The organism is Acidihalobacter sp. (assembly GCF_037381185.1).
Classification (GTDB): Bacteria; Pseudomonadota; Gammaproteobacteria; order DSM-5130; family Acidihalobacteraceae; genus Acidihalobacter_A.
In genome coordinates this window covers 1-19,965 of the sequence record NZ_JARRQY010000042.1, presented here as the reverse complement: position 1 = coordinate 19,965, position 19,965 = coordinate 1, and the positions used below count along the sequence as shown (strand labels likewise).

At 62.6% G+C, this 19,965-nt stretch carries 23 protein-coding genes; 6 read left to right on the top strand and 17 right to left on the bottom strand.

The annotated features are described in order from the left end of the window. Genes P8014_RS14475 through P8014_RS14465 form a run of 3 tightly spaced genes read left to right on the top strand, consistent with a single transcriptional unit; the run spans position 1 to position 2,174 of the window. Positions 1-843: an AraC family transcriptional regulator gene (locus tag P8014_RS14475; RefSeq protein ID WP_337818038.1), complete on the top strand. Its 843-nt coding sequence runs from the start codon at positions 1-3 to the stop codon at positions 841-843. 51 nt (positions 844-894) lie between these two features. Then, a complete protein-coding gene (locus P8014_RS14470; RefSeq protein ID WP_337818037.1) occupies positions 895-1,566 on the top strand; it encodes a phenylalanine--tRNA ligase beta subunit-related protein in 672 nt (223 codons plus the stop codon). Further along, positions 1,563-2,174 (top strand): LysE family translocator, encoded by a 612-nt coding sequence (locus tag P8014_RS14465; RefSeq protein WP_337818036.1) that lies wholly within the window; start codon positions 1,563-1,565, stop codon positions 2,172-2,174. Before P8014_RS14470 ends, P8014_RS14465 begins: the two co-directional genes overlap by 4 nt. 74 nt (positions 2,175-2,248) lie before the next feature. Here P8014_RS14465 and speD read toward each other — a convergent pair whose 3' ends face one another. The 6 genes from speD to trpE form a co-directional block, all read right to left on the bottom strand. Then, positions 2,249-3,070 (bottom strand): adenosylmethionine decarboxylase, encoded by an 822-nt coding sequence (gene speD / locus P8014_RS14460; RefSeq protein ID WP_337818035.1) that lies wholly within the window; start codon positions 3,068-3,070, stop codon positions 2,249-2,251. 38 nt (positions 3,071-3,108) lie between these two features. Then, complete coding sequence (locus tag P8014_RS14455) at positions 3,109-3,537, bottom strand: OsmC family protein (protein WP_337818034.1); 429 nt, start codon at positions 3,535-3,537, stop codon at positions 3,109-3,111. An 11-nt stretch (positions 3,538-3,548) separates the two neighbouring features. After that, a complete protein-coding gene (gene trpC / locus P8014_RS14450; RefSeq protein WP_337818033.1) occupies positions 3,549-4,355 on the bottom strand; it encodes an indole-3-glycerol phosphate synthase TrpC in 807 nt (268 codons plus the stop codon). Next, on the bottom strand, positions 4,352-5,386 hold the full coding sequence (gene trpD / locus P8014_RS14445) for an anthranilate phosphoribosyltransferase (RefSeq protein ID WP_337818032.1): 1,035 nt from the start codon (positions 5,384-5,386) through the stop codon (positions 4,352-4,354). The genes trpC and trpD overlap by 4 nt, the downstream gene beginning before the upstream one ends. Further along, positions 5,383-5,985 carry an aminodeoxychorismate/anthranilate synthase component II gene (locus P8014_RS14440; protein ID WP_337818031.1) on the bottom strand — a complete coding sequence of 201 codons (603 nt, stop codon included), beginning with the start codon at positions 5,983-5,985 and terminating at the stop codon, positions 5,383-5,385. The genes trpD and P8014_RS14440 overlap by 4 nt, the downstream gene beginning before the upstream one ends. A 153-nt stretch (positions 5,986-6,138) precedes the next feature. After that, complete coding sequence (gene trpE, locus P8014_RS14435) at positions 6,139-7,635, bottom strand: anthranilate synthase component I (protein ID WP_337818030.1); 1,497 nt, start codon at positions 7,633-7,635, stop codon at positions 6,139-6,141. A 100-nt stretch (positions 7,636-7,735) separates the two neighbouring features. On the opposite strand from trpE, the gene P8014_RS14430 reads away from it, so the two are divergent. Beyond that, a complete protein-coding gene (locus P8014_RS14430) occupies positions 7,736-7,984 on the top strand; it encodes a hypothetical protein (protein ID WP_337818029.1) in 249 nt (82 codons plus the stop codon). Positions 7,985-8,229: 245 nt separating this feature from the next. Here the strand turns inward: P8014_RS14430 and P8014_RS14425 are convergent, their stop codons facing one another. Next, positions 8,230-8,910: a phosphoglycolate phosphatase gene (locus P8014_RS14425; RefSeq protein ID WP_337818028.1), complete on the bottom strand. Its 681-nt coding sequence runs from the start codon at positions 8,908-8,910 to the stop codon at positions 8,230-8,232. Between the two features lie 10 nt (positions 8,911-8,920). Next, entirely contained in the window at positions 8,921-9,616 is a 696-nt protein-coding gene (gene rpe / locus P8014_RS14420) for a ribulose-phosphate 3-epimerase (protein ID WP_337818027.1), read from the bottom strand. 136 nt (positions 9,617-9,752) lie between these two features. Here rpe and P8014_RS14415 point away from each other — a divergent pair, with 136 nt between their 5' ends. Further along, a complete protein-coding gene (locus P8014_RS14415) occupies positions 9,753-10,211 on the top strand; it encodes a DUF4149 domain-containing protein (RefSeq protein ID WP_337818045.1) in 459 nt (152 codons plus the stop codon). A 45-nt stretch (positions 10,212-10,256) separates the two neighbouring features. On the opposite strand, the gene P8014_RS14410 is transcribed toward P8014_RS14415, so the two are convergent. The 9 genes from P8014_RS14410 to P8014_RS14370 form a co-directional block, all read right to left on the bottom strand. Further along, positions 10,257-10,577: a cytochrome c gene (locus P8014_RS14410; protein ID WP_337818026.1), complete on the bottom strand. Its 321-nt coding sequence runs from the start codon at positions 10,575-10,577 to the stop codon at positions 10,257-10,259. 152 nt (positions 10,578-10,729) lie between these two features. Beyond that, on the bottom strand, positions 10,730-11,551 hold the full coding sequence (locus P8014_RS14405) for a hypothetical protein (RefSeq protein ID WP_337818025.1): 822 nt from the start codon (positions 11,549-11,551) through the stop codon (positions 10,730-10,732). Between the two features lie 98 nt (positions 11,552-11,649). Then, complete coding sequence (locus P8014_RS14400; protein WP_337818024.1) at positions 11,650-12,048, bottom strand: hypothetical protein; 399 nt, start codon at positions 12,046-12,048, stop codon at positions 11,650-11,652. A 112-nt stretch (positions 12,049-12,160) separates the two neighbouring features. Continuing rightward, positions 12,161-12,796, bottom strand: coding sequence for a carbonic anhydrase (locus tag P8014_RS14395; protein WP_337818023.1), 636 nt, complete (start codon positions 12,794-12,796; stop codon positions 12,161-12,163). Between the two features lie 60 nt (positions 12,797-12,856). Then, on the bottom strand, positions 12,857-15,196 hold the full coding sequence (locus P8014_RS14390) for a VWA domain-containing protein (protein WP_337818022.1): 2,340 nt from the start codon (positions 15,194-15,196) through the stop codon (positions 12,857-12,859). Positions 15,197-15,217: 21 nt separating this feature from the next. After that, a complete protein-coding gene (locus tag P8014_RS14385) occupies positions 15,218-15,841 on the bottom strand; it encodes a methyltransferase (protein WP_337818021.1) in 624 nt (207 codons plus the stop codon). A gap of 12 nt (positions 15,842-15,853) precedes the next feature. Further along, a complete protein-coding gene (locus P8014_RS14380; RefSeq protein WP_337818020.1) occupies positions 15,854-16,660 on the bottom strand; it encodes a CbbQ/NirQ/NorQ/GpvN family protein in 807 nt (268 codons plus the stop codon). A gap of 174 nt (positions 16,661-16,834) precedes the next feature. Then, positions 16,835-17,191, bottom strand: a complete 357-nt coding sequence (locus P8014_RS14375) for a ribulose bisphosphate carboxylase small subunit (protein WP_337818019.1) — start codon at positions 17,189-17,191, stop codon at positions 16,835-16,837. An 84-nt stretch (positions 17,192-17,275) separates the two neighbouring features. Beyond that, entirely contained in the window at positions 17,276-18,697 is a 1,422-nt protein-coding gene (locus P8014_RS14370) for a form I ribulose bisphosphate carboxylase large subunit (RefSeq protein WP_337818018.1), read from the bottom strand. 156 nt (positions 18,698-18,853) lie between these two features. Between P8014_RS14370 and P8014_RS14365 the strand changes: the two genes are divergently transcribed. Continuing rightward, the gene (locus tag P8014_RS14365; RefSeq protein ID WP_337818017.1) at positions 18,854-19,780 is read left to right on the top strand and encodes a LysR family transcriptional regulator; all 927 of its coding nucleotides are present in this window, start codon (positions 18,854-18,856) and stop codon (positions 19,778-19,780) included. Positions 19,781-19,965 lie beyond the last annotated feature (185 nt).

Below are 19,965 nucleotides of genomic sequence, written 5' to 3'. Positions count from 1 at the left end.
GTGCAGCCTATCCGAATCACGCGTTGCGGACTCGCGGGTATCGAAGCGGTCGAGGCCGACACCGCCCATCGCTTCGGCCGCCACACGCACGAACAATTCGGTATCGGCTTGATCGAACGCGGCGCTCAGCGCTCGGCCAGCGGCCGCGGCGTGGTCGAGGCGAACGTCGGCGACCTCATCAGCGTCAACCCCGGTGAAGTGCATGACGGCGCGCCGCTCGGCCATGGCGGCCGCGCTTGGCGCATGCTCTACTTCGAACCCTCGCTGATCGCCGAAGCGGCCAAGGGCCTGGACGTAGCAGGCGAAGCGGGCTACGAGTTCACGCACCCCGTCATACACGACACCCGGCTGGCGGAGGATTTTCGCGCACTCTATCCCGCGCTGACCGCCACCCCGGACAGCGATGGCGACGCACTGCACACGGAAGAGTTGCTGCTTATGCTCCTGCGTCGCCTGACGGAACGCCGCATTCGCGAACCCGCGGCGATCCCCGGCGCCATCGCATTGGTCCGCGAGATGATCGACGACGATCCCGCGGCGCCGCAAACACTCGCCACGCTTGCAGACGCGGCCGGGCTTAGCCGCTTCCAGCTCCTTCGAGGTTTCAAGCGCGGCACCGGTCTGACGCCACATGCCTACCTCATGCAGCGTCGGCTGCACCTGGCGCGCCGGCTCCTTACCTGTGGACTGAGCGCCGCAGAGACGGCCGCGACCAGCGGCTTTTGCGATCAAAGCCATCTCACGCGGCACTTCCTGCGCAGCTTCGGCCTGGCTCCGGGCGCGTATGCGCAGGCCTGCGCCGCGCGGCGCAGGCGAGGCGCAATTCCGTACAAGACCTCGTAGGTCCATCCGGACGACACTCGACGGCACCTGTTCCCAGAGCGAGGTGTCAGCGTGCAATTCAGCTATGTTCCGCACATGCGCCGGGGTTTCCCCGGCCTCGTATCCGCGGCATTCATCTTCGAGGGGGTCACGCCGACGGTCGACGTATCGGCTCCGGTCGCGCAGTTCCATGAAAAGGCCGCCGCACGCCTGGCCTCCGGAACGGAAAGCGATCTGGCGTCGATTCAGGCCTGGCGCCGCGCATTCTCGAGCATGGGATTGAAGCCCACCCAGTACCGCTGCGCCGCCGAGGCCCTGCTGCGGCGCTTTCGCAAGGAACAGGCGTTGCCCGGGCTTCATCCGCTGATCGACGTATGCAACGCGCTCTCGCTCGCTTGCGCCATCCCCATCGCCGTATTCGATCTCGGCAGAATCGTGGGCGACCTTCAGGTCCGCCCGGCTGTGGGCGACGAAACCTACGAGACGTTCCGTGGCGACATCGAATACCCGGAGCCAGGAGAAATCATCTTCGCCGATGCGGCCGGACAGGCTCATGCGCGGCGCTGGACCAACCGCCAGAGCGGCCGTTCCACCATCCGCCTGGATACCACGCGCGCCCTGATCGTGGCCGAAGCCCTGCACGCGACGGCCGCCGCCGATGTGGCCTCACTGGGAGAAGCGCTGCAAACGACGCTGTCGGAACTCTGGCCCAACGCCGTGGTTCGCAAAGTGGCGGTGCAATGAGCGTCGAGTTCCTGCTCACCTCGCTGATCGTCGTCGCCGCACCTGGCACCGGCGTGCTCTACACGGTCGCCACCGGGTTGTCGCGCGGCTGGCGGGCGAGCGTCGCAGCGGCTAGCGGCTGTACGCTCGGCATACTCCCGCACATGCTCGCCGCAATCACCGGTCTTGCAGCGCTGCTGCAGGCGAGTACCGCCGCCTTCGAGACGATCAAATATCTGGGAGCCGCCTACCTACTGTGGATGGCGTGGCGAGCGCTGAAACGCAAAGGCGAGCCGGAACTCGAACCGAACGGGGGCGAATGCTCGAACGCACGGATCATCCTCTCCGCGGTCCTGATCAATCTGCTCAACCCGAAACTCCCGATTTTCTTCCTCGCCTTCCTACCGCAGTTCATCGCCGCCAAAGCGCCGCATCCCGTGCTCGACATGACCAAATTCAGCCTGATCTTCATGGCGATGACCTTGGGAATTTTCACCTGTTACGGCATCTTTGCCGCCATCATGCGCCGTCATATATTGTCCCGCCCGCATGTACTGGCATGGCTGCACAGAACCTTCGCCGCCGCCTTCGTCGCTCTGGGGATAAAACTTGCCCTCGCGCAGCGATAGGCGCTCGCCGTACAAATCGGACCATCGTTCAAATTGACGAGTTAAAGCGGCGGCACGCTGCCGATTGCCCGCCTTTAGCGCACCTTCGGCACGTTGCGGCCGTAGAAGATCTCGGTCATCTCCCGCCGCAGACGCTGCTCGATGCGCTGCAGTTCTGCCGCCGAATAGGACTCGCGTCCGGCCCCGAACAGATAGTTGTCCAGATCGAACTCGCTGAGCAGCATCTTGGTGTGGAACATCTGCTCGGCATAGACGTTGACGTCGATCATCTCGTAGCGCTCGCGCGTCGACTTGTCCATGAAGTTCTGGATCGAGTTGATCTTGTGGTCGATGAAGTGCTTCTTGCCGCGGATGTCGCGGGTAAAGCCACGCACGCGATAGTCCAGCGTGACGATGTCGGAATCGAAACTGTGGATCAGGTAATTCAGCGCGCGCAGCGGCGAAATACGCCCGCAGGTCGACACGTCGATGTCCGCGCGGAAAGTACTGATGCCGCCCTCCGGATGGCTCTCCGGATAGGTGTGCACGGTGATATGACTCTTGTCGAGATGTGCGAGCACGGTCTCCGGCAACGGACCGGGAGCCTCGCCGTAGCTGCTCGCGCTCATCCGTTCCGAAACCACCGGCTCCTCGGAGATGAGCATCACCACGCTGGCGCCCTGCGGCTCGTAGTCCTGATTGGACACGGCCAACACGTTGGCACCGATGAGGTCGGACACCTCGTGCAGAATCTGCGTGAGCCGCTTGGCGTTGTACACCTCGTCGATATACTCGATGTACTCGGCGCGGTGCTCCTCGGTCTGCGCGTAGCAAATGTCGTAAATGTTGAGGCTCAGGCTCTTGGTCAGATTGTTGAAACCGTGAAGCCTGAGCTTGCGCGAACGAGTCTTGGGCAAATCGAACGCCCTCCCAAACGAAGGAAACCGGGAAACGGCTACTCGCTATCGCCGGATTCGACGATCTCGTAGTCGTGGGTGATCTCAGCAGTGGCGCCGAGCATGATGGAAGCCGAGCAGTATTTCTCGGCAGACAGTTCGATGGCCTTGGCCACCCGCTGTTCGCCCAGATTATGTCCGCTGACGATGAAGTGCACGTGAATACGCGTGAACACCTTGGGATGCTCGGCCGAACGCTCGGCCTCGATGACCGCCTCGCAATCGACCAGATCCTGCCGGCCGCGCCGCAGGATGCTGACCACATCGAACGACGTGCAGCCGCCCATACCGAGCAGCAGCATTTCCATCGGCCGCACGCCCAGATTACGGCCGCCGAAGTCTGGCGGGCCGTCCATGACGACCGAGTGGCCGCTCTCGGACTCCCCGACGAAACTCATGTGATCCAGCCATTTGACGCGTGCCTTCATTTCTGCATTCCTCAATCCGTGTGGAACAATGCCTGCAGCGCTACGCCCGGTTCCGGCGCACGCATGAACGCCTCGCCGACCAGGAACGCCTGTACGCCGGCGCTGCGCAGGCGGGCGACGTCCTGCGGAGTGTGAATGCCGCTCTCCGTCACCACGCGGCGATCCGCCGGCGTCTCCCCCAGCAACCCCAGCGTGGTTTCCAGGCTCGTCTCGAACGTGCGCAGGTTGCGGTTGTTGATGCCGATCAGGCGCGCCGGCAAGGCCAGGGCACGGTGCAGTTCGGCGGCGTCATGCACTTCGACCAGCGCGTCCATACCGAGTTCATACGCCAATCCCAGCAGCTCGGCCAGACGCGTATCGTCGAGCGCCGCCACGATCAGCAGAATGCAATCGGCACCGATCGCACGGGCCTCGTAGACCTGGTAGGGATCGACGGTGAAGTCCTTGCGCAACACCGGCAGATCACAGGATCCGCGCGCCGCCACCAGAAATTCCTCCGAGCCCTGAAAGAAATCCCGATCGGTCAGCACCGACAGGCAGCTCGCCCCACCCGCGGCGTAGCTGCACGCGATCGCGGGCGGATCGAAATCGGGCCGGATCAACCCTTTGCTCGGTGAGGCCCGCTTGACCTCCGCGATGACCCCCGGTCGGCCAGCCGCGATAGTCGTCTCCAGCGCCGCCGCGAATGGCCGCACCGGCGCGGCATCCGCCGCCCGCGCGCGCAGTTCGACCAGCGGCGTGACGGCGCTGCGCGAGTCGATCTCCTCGGCCTTGCGCGCGAGGATGGTACGCAGGATGTCGCCACGCGGCGCGTTCACTCACCGATCTCCGCAATCAATTTCCGACTCAGATTCGCCAGCGCCTCCAGGCGGCCGCGCGCCGCGCCGCTGTCGATGGAGGTCGCCGCGCGCGTCACGCCATCGCCCACGCTCTCGGCGGCGCCAGCGACGTAAAGCGCCGCGCCGGCGTTGAGTAGCACGATATCCCGCGCCGGTCCCGGCTCGCCGGCCAGCACGCCTTCCATCATCGCCTGGCTGGCGGCTGGATCAGCAACGCGGATGGCGTCCAGCGGCGCGTTCTCGAGACCGTAGTCTTCCGGCGCCATGCGGTAGGTGTAGATGTCCCCGTCACGCAGTTCGGCCACCCGGGTCGGCGCAGCGATGCTGATCTCGTCGAGGCCGTCCTCGGAATGCACGACCATGACGTGCCGGCTGCCGAGGCGCTTGAGCACTTCGGCCAACGGCTCCAGCCAGCGCGGGCTGTACACGCCCAGCACCTGATTGGGCACACCAGCCGGGTTGGTCAGGGGGCCGAGCACGTTGAAGATGGTGCGCACGCCCATCTCACGGCGCGGACCGACCGCGTGTTTCATCGCAGCGTGGTGCATGGGCGCGAACATGAACCCGACGCCCACCTCTTCCACGCAGCGCGCGATCTGTTCGGGGTTGAGTTCCAGTTCGATCCCGACCGACTCGAGCACGTCGGCCGATCCTGAGGAACTCGACACCGAACGGTTGCCGTGCTTGGCCACGCGCGCGCCGGCACCCGCCACGACGAAGCTGGAAGTGGTCGAAACGTTGAATGTACGCGCGCTGTCCCCACCGGTACCGACGATATCGACCACGCCCTGCGTGTCGATCTGCACCGGCTTGGCCAGACTGCGCATAACGTAGGCTGCAGCGGCGACCTCGGTCACCGTTTCGCCCTTCATCGCCAGTCCCATGAGGAAGGCGCCGATCTGCGCCGGCGTGGCCCCGCCGCCCATGATCAGGCGCATCACGTCGCTCATCTCAGCGGTCGACAGATCCTCTCGCACCAGCAAGCGGGCGATCGCGTCACTGAGGTTCATGCCGCCACCCCCTGCGGGGCCGCGCCGCGCAGGAAGTTCGCCAGCAGATCATGCCCCTGCGGCGTAAGAATGGACTCGGGATGAAACTGCACGCCTTCGACCGCCAGCGTCTTGTGGCGCAGCCCCATGATCTCATCGAAACCGCCATCGGCGAATTCGGTCCAGGCGGTGACTTCCAGGCTTTCCGGCAGGCTCGAGCGCTCGACCACCAGCGAGTGGTAGCGCGTGGCCTGCATCGGCTGCGGCAGACCGGCGAACACGCCGGCGTCTGCGTGGTGGATCGGCGAGGCCTTGCCGTGCATGATTTCCCGCGCGTGCACCACATTCCCGCCGAACACCTGACCGATGCACTGGTGACCCAGACAGACCCCCAGCAACGGAATGCGGCCGGCAAAACGCTCGACCACCGCCATGGACGCCCCCGCCTCTTTCGGCGTGCATGGGCCAGGCGATATCACGATGTGGCTAGGCGCAAGACGCTCGATATCCGCCGGCTCGATGGCGTCGTTGCGCAAGACTTTGACGTCCGCGCCGAGTTCGCCCAGATATTGCACCAGGTTGTAGGTGAAGGAATCGTAGTTGTCGATCATCAGCAACATGTCTTTATCCTCTTAACGGGTTGCTGTTGTCGCTCAGGCGAGTGCGAGAGAAGGGAAATTGGGTGAGAAAACGCAGTTTACAGCGAGTAAATGAGCATTCCGAGCCCGATTTTGACGCCCTATCGTGCCGCATGAGCAGACAACAGGGGCCTGCTAGCGGTGTGAGCCGTCAAGCCCGGCTTCGGCCAGCGCCACAGCACTGAACATCGCGCGCCGCTTATTCAGCGTTTCCTCCCACTCGGTGGCCGGCACCGAATCGTACACGATACCGCCGCCGGCCTGGATATGCAGCTCGCCGTCCTTGACCACTGCGGTGCGGATGGCAATGGCAGTATCCATATTGCCGCTCCAGCCGAGATAGCCGACTGCCCCCGAATACACGCCGCGCTTGACCGGCTCGAGTTCGTCGATGATCTCCAGCGCACGGATCTTCGGCGCGCCACTGACCGTACCGGCCGGGAAGGTCGCGCGCAACACGTCGATCGCCCCCAGCCCGGGCTTCAGTTGCCCGGTGACGTGCGAAACGATGTGCATGACGTGCGAGTAGCGCTCGATGACCATCTGCTCGACCAGCTTGACCGAGCCGGTCTCGCTGACTCGCCCGGCGTCGTTACGGCCCAGATCGATGAGCATCAGATGCTCGGCAAGTTCCTTCGGGTCGGCGAGTAATTCCCGTTCGAGTTCGCGGTCCTCCGCCTCGGTACGTCCGCGCGGCCGCGTTCCGGCGATCGGCCGCACCGTGACCTCGCGGCCCTCGAGACGGGCCAGGATCTCGGGCGAGGAACCGACGATGTGGAAATCCCCCAGGTCCAGAAAATACATATAGGGCGAAGGGTTGAGGCTGCGCAGCGCACGGTACACGTCCAGCGGCCGTGCCTTGAGCGGAATGGACATGCGCTGTGAAGGCACCACCTGCATGACGTCGCCTTCGACGATGTAATGCTTGATACGCTCGACCGCGTCCTCGTAGCCCTGCTGCGTGAAACTGGCGCGAAAGTCCTGCTCGGCCACCTGCCGCGCGGCACGCGCCGGACGGTAGTCTGCGCCGGTGCTGCGCAAACGGGTTTCCAACTCGTCTAGGCGCCGCTCGGCCCGTTCCAGCGCATCGGACTGGGCCGGATCGACGTGCACGATGAACGACAGCTTGCCGCTCAGATTGTCGAACACCACCACTTCCTCGGACACCATGAGCAGGATGTCCGGCGTACCGATCGGATCGGGCTTGCTCTCGGCACCGCGCGCCAGGCGCGGCTCAATATAACGGATGGTGTCGAAACCGAAGTAGCCAACTAGGCCGCCGGTGAAACGGGGCATGTCGTCGCGCTCGGCCATGTGGTAGCGCGCCTGGAAGTCCTCGATCCAGGCCAGCGGATCGTCCACGGTCTCGCGCTCGGTCACGACGCCGTCGCGTTCAAGGCTGACCTCGTAGCCGTTGACGCGCAGTATTTCACGCGCCGGCAGGCCGATGATGGAGTAACGCCCCCACTTCTCGCCACCCTGTACGGACTCGAGCAGATAACTGTAGGGGGCGTTGTCGGCGAGCTTGATATAGGCCGAAAGCGGCGTATCGAGGTCGGCGAGGACTTCGCGAATAACGGGTATGCGATTGAACTCGCGAGAGGCGAGTTGGGCGAACTGGTCTGGGCTCATGTCAGGTTTCCGAGTCTGGGTTGTACGAAACGACGTTGGGGCGCTAGATCAGCGCCACCATCGCGTCGTGCACCACATCACTTTGACTCGGAGAAGGGACATGTCGGTCGGTTGTTCGTTTGCTGCGTTTGTCGAGCGCCGATTATTAGCACAGCGTAGGCGTGTTGACCAGCCCGAATGCGGTGGATCGGGTGATTTGGTTGTTGATGGCGTCAGCGGCGTTTTTCGGCCGCAGAAATTGCTACGCGCTGAAACGCTGGCTTATGTGCTCGATCCAAACCGCATATTTTTGCGGTGTGAGATTTGTTTGGGATGCGGATCAATGGGGTACGGTTTTGATCTTGTGTAATTTAAGGCGGCGCACTTGTTAGTTGTGGTGGCCGGTTTCGGGCGCGATTCGGGGCATGCGGTTTCCGTTGGCAATGCGGCGGGGGCTTTTCCTGTTTTTGGCGCTGAGGCTGATTTCGGGCGCGTCACCAATTCAGAGCGAGTCCCATGCCTCAAATCGCGCCCGAAAAAGACCACCTTCAGCCAGCCAATGCGACGCCTTCACAAGTTCGCAACGGCAAAGATAAAAGCGCCCCAAACAAGCACCTACGCCAAATCCGTCGCAAACACCCTGGACAACTCCACGAAGGAATCGATCACCTCGTCAGGCTTCTCGTCACGAATATCCTGGCCGTGGTTATAACCATAGCTCACACAGACGATATTGAAGCCGGCTGCTCGTGCCGCCGCCACGTCGCTGCGCGAATCGCCGATCATGGTGCAGACCGAGGGCGCAACTCGAAAATACTCCGCCGCATAGAGCAGAGGCCGCGGCGACGGCTTGCGCTCGGGCAGTGTATCGCCACTGACCACCAGCTCGAAACGCGACCGCAGGCCGAGGGTTTCGAGCAGCGGCAGGGTGAAGCGTTCGGCCTTGTTGGTCACGCAACCGAGTCGCACGCCACTGTCGGCGAGGAACTGCAGGCCCTCCTCCACCCCGGGGTAGACACTGCTGCGTTCGGCACCATGCTCGGCGTACAACTCCATGAACACCGGCATCGCGCGTTCACGCAGGTCGGGATCGGGCATGCCTTCGATATCGTCGATCAGCGCTCGCTCGACCAGTCGCTCGACACCGTTGCCGACCCAGCGGCGTACCGCGGCATCGCTACGCTCGGGTAGATCAAGCTCGCGCATCATCGCGTTCACGCACCACGTCAGATCGGGCACGCTGTCGATCAGCGTGCCGTCCAGGTCGACCAACGCCAGTTCGGGCAAACTCACCATCTGCAATCCCTCAACCGCCGGCCTTGGCTAATTCGTCGCGCATGGCGCGCACGACGCTGTCATAACGGTGCGGGTCCTCGGCCTTGCCGGCACCGAAGATCGCCGAACCGGCCACGAAGGTATCGGCACCTGCAGCCTTGATCTCACGGATATTGTCGACCTTCACGCCGCCGTCGATCTCCAGACGAATGTCCAGGCCGCTCTCGTCGATCTTGCGCCGCACCTCGCGCAGCTTCTCTAGCGTTCCGGGAATGAACTTCTGACCGCCGAAGCCGGGGTTCACCGACATCAACAGGATCATATCGACCTTGTCCATGACGTAGTCGAGGTAGGACAGGGGCGTGGCCGGATTGAACACCAACCCGGACTTGCAGCCGTGATCGCGAACCAGCTGCAGGCTGCGGTCGATGTGCTCGCTGGCCTCAGGATGAAAGGTGATGTAGCTCGCCCCGGCATTGGCGAAATCGGGAATGATCCGATCGACCGGCTTGACCATGAGATGCACATCGATCGGCGCGGTGACACCGTGTTTTCGCAACGCTTCGCAAACCAGCGGGCCGATCGTAAGATTGGGCACGTAGTGGTTGTCCATCACATCGAAATGGACGATATCCGCGCCCGAAGCGAGTACGTTGTCGACTTCTTCGCCCAGGCGCGCGAAGTCGGCCGAAAGAATGGACGGGGCAATCAGGTTGTCTTTGGACATGGCGGCTCCCGGCTACCAGCTTGAATTTTGGAACCGGCACTGTACCGCATTGGCAGAGGATTTTTAACAACCGACTCAAGGACATTGAGTCAACGCCCAAGCGCGGGCAGAATCCCCGAAACGCCGTCAGGAGACGATCATGCCCTACCTGCTCAGCCTGCATCTGCTCGCGTCTCTAATCTGGGTCGGCGGCATGTTCTTCGCCTACCTGGCGCTGCGCCCCGCCGCCGCATCGGCGCTCGACGCCCCCCAGCGCCTGCGCTTGTGGGAAGCAGTGTTCGCGCGCTTCTTCCCCTGGGTCTGGCTGTGCGTGCTGATGCTGCTGGCAAGCGGCCTGTGGATGACCTACGGCTGGTTCGGCGGCATGCATGCGCCGCCCTATGTACATGCGATGTTCGGTCTGGGATTGCTAATGATGGCGCTGTTCGCACACCTGTACTTCGCGCCCTACCGGCGCATGCGGCAGGCTTTGGCCAAAGGGGATTTCGCACAAGCAGGGCAACGCCTTGGACAGATCCGCATGATCGTCGGCGTCAACCTGATTCTGGGACTGACGGTGACGGTGATCGCCGCCGCCGGGCCGCTGCTGGGCTAATGGCGGGAAGCGCCGGGCGGGAAGCGCCCGGCGCGGCACCAGCGCTTACTTGCCGGGCTTGAGGCTGCTGAAGTACGCGGCGAGATTCTGGATGTCCGCTGCGCTTAGCGGCGCGGCCATCGCCTTCATGGTCGCATCCTGGCGCTGACCGTCCTTGTATTCCTTCAGCGCCTTGACCAGATAGGCCTCCTTCTGTCCGGCCAAGTTCGGGTAAGTCGGCACGGCACTGATGCCTTGTGCACCATGGCAACTCATGCACATCGCCGCCTTGGCCTTGCCTGCCTGGATATTGCCGGCCGCCATCGCGGCACCGCTGCTCAGGGCAAAGCCAATCACCATTGCCCAACGCAAGCTCTTTATAGTCACGTGGTTACCCTCCAAAGAATCGATTGCAAATCGGAACGCCGCTCAAAGCGCCTCAGGGAAAGACGGGGTGGGACACCAAAATATTCCCGCCCTCATTCCCAGCCTGAAGACCAGGCGAAGGCGGAACGCGCCAAAGTTTATTCCACAGTAGATCAGAAATTATACGAAACCACGAAATCGAAGGTGGTGTGGCGTGTTTTGCTGTCGGGTTCATACACCCCCGCATACACTGCGGACGCGCCGTATTTGAACTGCGTGTAGGCAAGTCTGGCACCTATGTGCACATTCTTTTTCGCCGCGTAGTCGAACCCGAGTCCGACCCGGCTCCAGGGCTTGCTACCGAGTTCGAAAGTAGGCGAGGTAACACTGGTTCCTCCCAATTCATCGATCTTCATCTGCGGCGATACGGTCTTACCGTAGGCGGCATCGAGGCTCAGCACCGCCTTGGAGGTTATCGCGAACTGGCCGCTCACCGTCACCGCCAAATGACCGTGGGTGTAAGTTTCCTTGACGCCGTGAACGGGGTCGCCCTTGCCGGCATCCCGCTGCCAGTTCGAATAACCGTATTCAACCCCTGGAATCACCGCAAAACGGCCAAAACCGAACGCGTAGCCCAGCCCGACGTTCAGATCCACTATCTTGTTGCCCGTGGAGGTGTCGTAGGGCGTGCCATTCTGCAGGGCTCCCTTGTAAGAGGTGTCGCCGCCGGCGTAATCGGCACTCATATAGAACCGCAGCGGCGTTTGCAGCCCCATCAGGGAGTATTCGACCCCGATGCGGGGAATCGCGCCGTTCTCCTTGTCGAGCACGGAACCGCCGCTATCGAGTTCGCGATAGTTCTGATTGAGAGCGCCCAGCGAGAAGGACAAGGCCCGGTTCGCCGCGACAATCGCCGGATCGACGGCGGAGGCTTGCGCTGCCCCCACGTAGATGGCAGGCAGAACGGCGAGCGCACAAGCGGTTTTCTTGAGCATGTGTAAACTCCGAAGCAACTATGATTATTGATAATCTTCCGGAATACCATAAGACTTATGCGGGAACAAGCTCGTCATTTCAAATTCATGGGCCTGCTTCAACGCAGCGGCACGATCACACCGCCCTCGACCTTGAAACGCCGCCCGTATTCGAGCAATGCCTGGCCGAATTCGGTCTGCAGCCGGCGTAGCGTAACCGCCGCGGACGGATCATAGAAGACACAGTCGTAGGGCACGGGATCATTAAGTCCGGAACGCTCCTGCGGCCGAAACGCTTGCCACGCAAGCTCCACATGGCGGTCACCCAAGCCGTCGACGAAGATGACTTCAGCGGCATCCACCACCGCCTGATACTGCATACTGCGGATAGGGACGAACAGATGCGTGGCGCCGCAGCGCCTGAGTAGCAGATGGCCTCGGTTGTACACTTCGGCGGATAGCAGGCGCTGCTCGCGCCGCAGTTCCGGTCCGCGAAAGAACCGTTCAGTAGAATCCATGTTCGCTCCCCCCTCGTTCAGCAGTCTAAGTCACCTGCTTCCACGCCTCCTGCGCAGATGACCGGGATCCGCCCGCGCCAGCGGGAGAGCCGACAAAAGTACCCGGCAGGCCCTATGGCAGACGGACGAACCCTTCCGCTTCCTGATCATAGCCCAGCAACTGACCTGCCGACAGGTCGAAATACCAGCCATGCAGTTCCAAACTGCCGTTGGCCAGACTCTCGCGCACCCAGGGAAAGGTGACGAGGTTGTCCAGCGACAACTTCACCGCTTCCCGTTCACAGCAGCTCGCCAGGTCCTCTTCGACACCGCTCGAATGTAACTCATGCGCGCGCGTCAGTGCCGGTTCGGCCAACGACACCCAGCGCTGGATGAAGCCCTCCCCGTCCGCCGTGTCCGTATCTCCCTGCACCAGGGCCTGCATGCCGCCGCACAGCGCATGCCCCATGACGACGATGTGCTCGACCTTCAATCCGCAGACGGCGAATTCCAGCGCCGCACTGGTGCCGTGGTAGGTGCCGTCGGACTCACACGGCGGTACCAGCGCACCGACGTTGCGAATCACGAACAGATCGCCCGGGTCGCAATCCAACGTGAGCGACGGATCGACCCGTGAATCGGAACAGGCGACCAGCGCGATACGCGGCGACTGCCCCTGTTTGACCAGACGCAGGTACGGATTGCCGGCGCGATAGCTGCGGCGGGTGAAGGCCGAGAAGCCGTCGATCAATTGCTTTATCGGGTCCATCGGTCTCTACGTTCGGTATGGGTCAATCAGGTTCACTTTCAATACTAGACCCCGCACGGCTCAGCTGGTCAGGCTGGCGAACAGGCTGGGCAGACGCTCGGGCAGACGATTGACATGATCCACCACGGAATAGCCGTTGGCGCCGAAGATCCTCGAAACGTAGGCATCGGCATACGGATCGAGCGTCAGGCAATAGGTGAGGATGCCGTCGCGAGCGAGTTCTTCCACCGCCTTCTTGGTGTCGTGGCGCAGGTATTGCGGATCCTTGACGTCGATATCCGAGGGCTCGCCGTCGGAGACCAGAAGCAGCAGTTTCTTTTTCTGCGGCTGGTGCGTCAGATGGTGCGCGGCGTGGCGGAAGGCGGCGCCCATACGCGTGGAATAGCCGCCCTGCATGCCGGCTATGCGCGCGCGCGCATGATCATCGTAAGGCGCATCGAAATCCTTGAATCGATAGTACTGCACGTCATGGCGGCTGTCGGAGGCGAAACCGTGAATGGCGAACGGATCGCCGATGGCGTCGACCGCCCAGGCCAGCAGCGCGGTGGCCTCGCGCGCGAGCTGGATCACCGGTCGATTGGAATCGCCCAGTACCTCGTTGGTCGACTCCGACAGATCGAGCAGCAGCATGACGGCCAGATCGCGCGTCTTGCGCTCGTAGCGGATATTGATGCGCGGATCGGGCATCTCGCCCATGCGCAGATCGATCATGGCGCGGATCGCCGCATTGATGTCGATCTCGTCGCCATCCTCCTGGTGGCGCTTGCGTACGATGCCCTGCGGAATCAGTGCGTCGATGATGTGGCGCAGGCGGCTGGCGATCGGCTTGTGCTCGGCCAGGATACGCTCGATGTCCTTCGGGTCGCCCTTGGACTGACGCTTTTCCAGCACGGTCGCCCAATCGGGGCGATAGAGCTGCACCTGATAGTCCCACTCGTTGTAGTGAAACGGCGCCGACACCGGCTCCTTGCCCTCCATCTCGTTGTAGCTGATCCCCTTGTCCTCGTAGGGAAACAACTCGGTCTCCAGGCGCCAGACTTCCTGCGCGTCGTCGCCGGCCAGTTCGGTGTCGATCTCGTTGACCATTTCCATCAGCGACACGGTCTTGCGCACCTGGCGTTCGCTGGCAGGCACGTATTCGGCATCGTCCCAGACGTTGTCGGCGAACTCCCACACGACGCGGTTATCGTCCCGATAGGGGATATTCAACTGCGTTTCCAGCAGGCGCAGCGAGGGGATCGACAGGCGCTCGTTGAGCCGGTTGTACAGCGTCACGCCGATGTCCCAGGACAGCTGATCGTCTTCCGCATCGGCCGCCAGCCGCTGCCGGAACTCCGTCAACACCTCGTCGATCAGTGGATCGTTTCCAGCCGGAGCTTCGTCACGCAGCAGCGCTGCGGCCACCCCCTCCAGTGCGGCGATCGCCGGATCGACCTCGGCTTCACGCGGCAGATCGTGAAACCGGCTCCACAACTTATACAGGCCGGGAAACTCGCGCATCGCCAGCGCCTCGATACGGGCGTCCTCGATCATACCGACCAGGAACATCTGCACCGGATTCAGCGCCTCGGCGGAAATCGCCGCACGCGCATAGCTCAGATGGGCCGCGGCATGAGCGCAGGCGGCGCGGTACAGCTCCAGCCCGGGAACGCCGTTGATGTCGTCATAAGCATCCGGCACGTGGATCACGCCGTGTTCGACGAAGGACCTCACGCCCTCGCGAGTTTCGTAGTCGCCGGAGGTCGGACGCAGAAAAAAGTCCCGCCCCCACAGCGCGCGCAGGTAGAAGTTCAGCTTGCGCTGGGTGTCGACGAACAGCACGCCGCGGCGTTCCTGCTGCAATATCTTGAGGCTGTCCGGCGACTCCAGGCTGAAGTAGGCGGTCTGCTTGGCGAAATCGCGCGCATAAGCCTGCGCACCCCACAGCGCCCAGCGCCGCAGGCCACCCAGGGTGAGCTTGCCCAACAGCTCATCGATGCGCTCCAGCATGGGCCGCAGCCCGCGCGGCACCTTGGCGGACAGCTGGTGCATCAGCGCCATGTACTTAAGCAGCAGTTCGGCGTCGCCAAACCGGCGTGCGGCGATCGGCAGCGAGGCCAGCAGCAGACGCACCACCTCCGCGCTGACCATCGACGTCAGCTTCATACAGGAGGTAACCACCTCCGGGATCACGCCGTCGCCGACTTCCTTGCATACGGCGGGCATGGTTTCCAGCCAGGAGGCGACCAGCTTCGGCCCGCGACCCAGTTCGCAGAAGGCGCGTGCGCCCTCCAGATAGTTGTGCTGGCCCTGCGGGCTCATCACCCGCGTAGCGTCCTGAAAATTGGCCTCGAAGACCTCCATGACCTCGGGCGCGCCGCTCTTGATGCAATCCTCGTATTCGCTCAGATCGATCTTCATAGCTCGTCCTCTTGGGGCGGCTCAGCTCCGCGGCGTGCCGGGGCTGCGCATGGACGGATCGCGCACGGCGCAGGCCACCGTGTACTGGCGCCCCTGCTTGACCTTGTCGTAGTTGCCGAACACCTCCCGCATCGCCTTGGCGAAGAATTCACGCAGCCCGGTCACGGTGACCACGTACAGACTGCCCCCGGGATTCAGGTGCATCCAGGCGTCGTAGAGCAGGAGGTAGAGCAACTCGCGCCCAACCTTGGCTGGAATGTTCGAGGCCACCAGATCGAAGCGCCGCTCGCCCACCTGATCGAATCCGTTGCTCAGCTGCGCCTCGCAATTCGCCAGGCCGTTGCGCCGGGCATTGCCACCCGCGTATTCCACCGCCACGAAGTCCTTGTCCACCATCAGCGTACGGCCCTGTGGTGCCAGCGCCGCCAGGGTCAGACCGATCGGACCGTAACCGCAACCCAGATCGAGACAGTCCGCATCGGGCGCCACCTCGACATGCTTGAGCAGCAGCTGCGAACCCTCATCGACCTCGCGCGGCGAAAACAGTCCCCAGGTGGCGTGCAGGCGCAGCATGCACCCACGCAATTCGACCTCGAAAGCGCGATCCTGGCGCAACTCGGCGACGTAGTCCTGCAATGGCTTCATGCCAACTCCCGGCTAGAAATAGGTGCCGACGGCGGCATCCAGCGTGTCGCGCATGTCGGGGTCGTCAGTGATGGGCCGCACCAGGGTCATCGCGCAGGCGGCCTGCGGCTCGATCCCCTTGCCGATGAGTTGACCTGCATACACCAGCAAACGCGTGGAGATGCCCTCATCCAGCCCGTGACCCTTGAGATTGCGGGCGCGATGCGCGATCTGCACCAGCTTGCCGGCGAGTTCGGCGTCGATGCCGGTCTCGTGCGCGACGATTTTGGTCTCCACCTCTGCCGAGGGGTAATCGAAGTCCAGTGCGCCGAAACGCTGCTTGGTCGACTGCTTCAGATCCTTCATCAAATTCTGGTAGCCGGGGTTGTAGGAGATGACCAGTTGAAAGTCTTCGTGCGCGGAGACCAGTTCGCCCTTCTTCTCCAGTGGCAGCACGCGGCGATGGTCGGTCAGCGGATGGATCACTACGGTAGTGTCCTGGCGCGCCTCGACGACCTCATCGAGATAGCAGATCGCTCCGATACGGGCTGCGATGGTCAGCGGCCCGTCCTGCCAGCGCGTACCATTGGCGTCGAGCAGGAAACGTCCGATGAGATCGGAAGCCGTCATGTCCTCATTGCAGGCCACGGTAATCAGCGGCTTACCCAGCTTGTAGGCCATGTATTCGACGAAGCGTGACTTGCCGCAACCGGTCGGACCCTTGAGCATGATCGGCATACGCGCCTGATAAGCCGCCTCGTACAGCGCGACCTCGTCGTGCACGGGCATGTAATAAGGTTCGCCCTGGATTCGATACTGATCGACGTTGATTTCGCTCATTTTGCTCTCCGTTCAAACCTCGGTGCCGCGCCAGCGGCCACGGGGAAACCCCGGAACAAAAGAGGGCTCCTGTCCTAGCGGCCAGGAGCCCTCTGGTTGCCGTATTCCGAAGCGGAGTCTAGCAGACGGCCGTACGCTCAAACCGCCCAGGACACCCCGCCCGGCACTTCGGCATCAGACCGGCTTGCCGCGGTACACCACCATTTCCGCGCCCTTGGACTGAGCGTAGTTGTCGAACCCGATCAGACGCACGTGGTTGTTGGGATGCGCCTTGTGGCAGGCATCGGCCTCGGCCAGGATGCGGTCGACGTCGGTCTCGCCGAACATCGGCAGCTTCCACATGTACCAGTAGTGGCTGAAGGCGTTCTCCGGCTCGGTGTGCTCGATGGCCGGGTTCCAGCCCTTGGACACGATGTACTCGACCTGCCTGCGGATCTGGTCCTTGTCCATCTCCGGCAGGTACGAAAAGGTCTCGAACTTGCGGCTGTCGGTGTCGCCCAGGCTCGACTTGTAGTCCTGCATTTCACTCATGACTGTACTCTCCAAAACGGTTTTCGCATTCGAGGACCGCGCCGGGCATCTTCAGGCGCCCGGCCGGTCGCAGCTGACTGCGCCTTACTTGTGCGCCACGTCGAGCTTGTCGACGGTGTCGAACTCGAACTTGATTTCCTTCCAGGTTTCCATTGCAGCTTTCAGCTCGGGGCTGGTCTTGGCGGCCGTGGTCAGAATGTCCTTGCCTTCCTTCTCGAGCTGACGGCCCTGGTTGCGGGCCTCGACGCAGGCCTCGACCGCCACGCGGTTGGCCGCCGCACCTGCGGCATTGCCCCACGGATGGCCCAGGGTGCCGCCGCCGAACTGCAGCACGGAGTCGTCGCCGAAGATGGACACCAGCGCCGGCATGTGCCACACGTGGATGCCGCCCGAGGCCACCGGCAGGATGCCCGGCATCGAACCCCAGTCCTGATCGAAGAAGATGCCGCGCGAACGGTCTTCCTTGATGTGGGAATCGCGCATCAGGTCGATCCAGCCCAGGGTCGCCTCGCGGTCGCCCTCGAGCTTGCCGACCACGGTGCCCGAATGCAGGTGATCACCGCCGGACAGGCGCAGGATCTTGGTCAGCACGCGGAAGTGGATGCCGTGGTGCGGGTTGCGGTCGAGCACGGCGTGCATGGCGCGGTGGATGTGCAGCAGCATGCCGTTGTCGCGGCACCACTGGGCCAGGCCGGTGTTCGCGCAGAAACCGCCGGTGATGTAGTCGTGCATGATGATCGGCGCGCCGATCTCCTTGGCGTACTCGGCGCGCTTGAACATCTCGTCAGGCGTCGGCGCGGTCACGTTCAGGTAGTGACCCTTGCGCTCGCCGGTCTCCTTCTCGGCCTTGTGGATGGCCTCCATGACGAAGTCGAAACGGTGGTTCCAGCGCATGAACGGCTGGCTGTTGACATTCTCGTCGTCCTTGGTGAAGTCCAGGCCGCCGCGCAGGCCTTCGTAGCAGGCGCGACCGTAGTTCTTCGCCGACAGACCCAGCTTGGGCTTGATCGTGCAGCCGAGCAGCGGACGACCGTACTTGTTCATCTTGTCGCGCTCGACCTGGATGCCGTTCGGCGGACCGTTGCAGGTCATCACGTAGGCGATCGGGAAGCGCACGTCCTCCAGACGCAGCGCGCGAATGGCCTTGAAGCCGAACACGTTGCCCACCAGCGAAGTGAACACGTTCACCACCGAGCCTTCCTCGAACAGGTCGATCGGATAGGCGATGAAGGCGTAGAAGCAGGTATCGTCGCCCGGAACGTCCTCGATCGCGTAGGCGCGGCCCTTGTAGTGATCCAGATCGGTTAGCAGATCGGTCCACACCGTGGTCCAGGTGCCGGTCGACGACTCGGCAGCCACCGCGGCAGCGGCTTCCTCACGCGGCACGCCGGGCTGCGGGGTGATCTTGAAGCACGCCAGAAGATCGGTATCGGCCGGCGTGTACTCAGGCATCCAGTAGGTCTCGCGGTACTCTTTGACGCCCGCGCTGTAACTCTTCACGGCCATGATGGCTCCTCCGTCACAGATGATAATGGTCTATGCGCTTACCCGGCGCCGATGGCGCTACCATGCGGCCGATGAAAGGCAGTATAGACAAGCCTATCATCAATACAATTAAGAGTTTATGATGAAATTCATAAATATTTACTTATGAATAACGCGATGCATATCACCCTACGCCAACTAAAAGTCTTCGCTGCCGCCGCACGCCACCTAAGCTTCACCCGCGCGGCCGAGGAACTGCATCTCACCCAGCCCGCCGTTTCCATGCAAATCCGTCAGTTGGAGGAAAACATCGGCCTTCCGATGTTCGAACCTCTTGGCAGGCAAGTCGACCTCACGGAGGCCGGACGCACGCTGCACGACTACGTACAACGCATCGACGAAATCCTGGCCGAAGCGGAAGAAGTCTTCGAAGGCATGAAAGGCCTGCGCCGCGGACACCTACGCGTATCCGTCGCCTCCACCGCCAACTATTTCGCCACGCGCTTGCTGGCCGACTTCTCCAAACAGTATGCCGAGGTCAACATCAGCCTGGACGTAACCAACCGGGAAACCCTGCTGCGCCAGCTCGCCAGCAACGAAACCGACATCGTCATCATGGGCGAACCTCCGTCGGACATGGACCTCGAAGCCGAGACATTCATGGAAAATCCGTTGGTAGCCATCGCCGCTCCGAAACACCCACTGGCGTCGGACAACAGCATCCCGCTCAAGACCCTGGCGCAGGAACGTTTCGTCATGCGCGAGCGCGGCTCGGGCACGCGCGGCGCGATCACGCGTTTCTTCGAGCGTCGCGGGGTGAAATTGCTGACGGGAATGGAAATGGGCTCCAACGAAGCCATCAAACAAGCGGTGGAAGCCGGCCTCGGGCTTGGCATCGTATCCCTGCACACGCTGGAACTGGAGCTGGAAACCGGCCGGCTCGTCGTCCTGCATGCCGAGGATCTCCCGATTCGCCGGCATTGGTACATGGTTCATCGCCGCGGCAAACGCAGCACGCCGGTGACCCGCGCCTTCCACGACTACGTGCTCGCCGAAGCGGAGCGTCATGTGCGGTTGCCGGCGGATGTAGCGGAACTGAGCTGAGGGGCAAGTTTTGGTTTCGGTTGTGCGCGTGAGCAAAGGCAACTTACTCGCTAACGCTGAGGCCGGTTTCGGGCGCGAATCAGCGTTTCCAGTATTGATCCTACTTGGGTGACGCGCCCGAGTACCTTTCTTTGCACGCCCAAAGAAAGGTACGAAAGAAAGGCGCCCGAAAGGCCTTGTCCCTG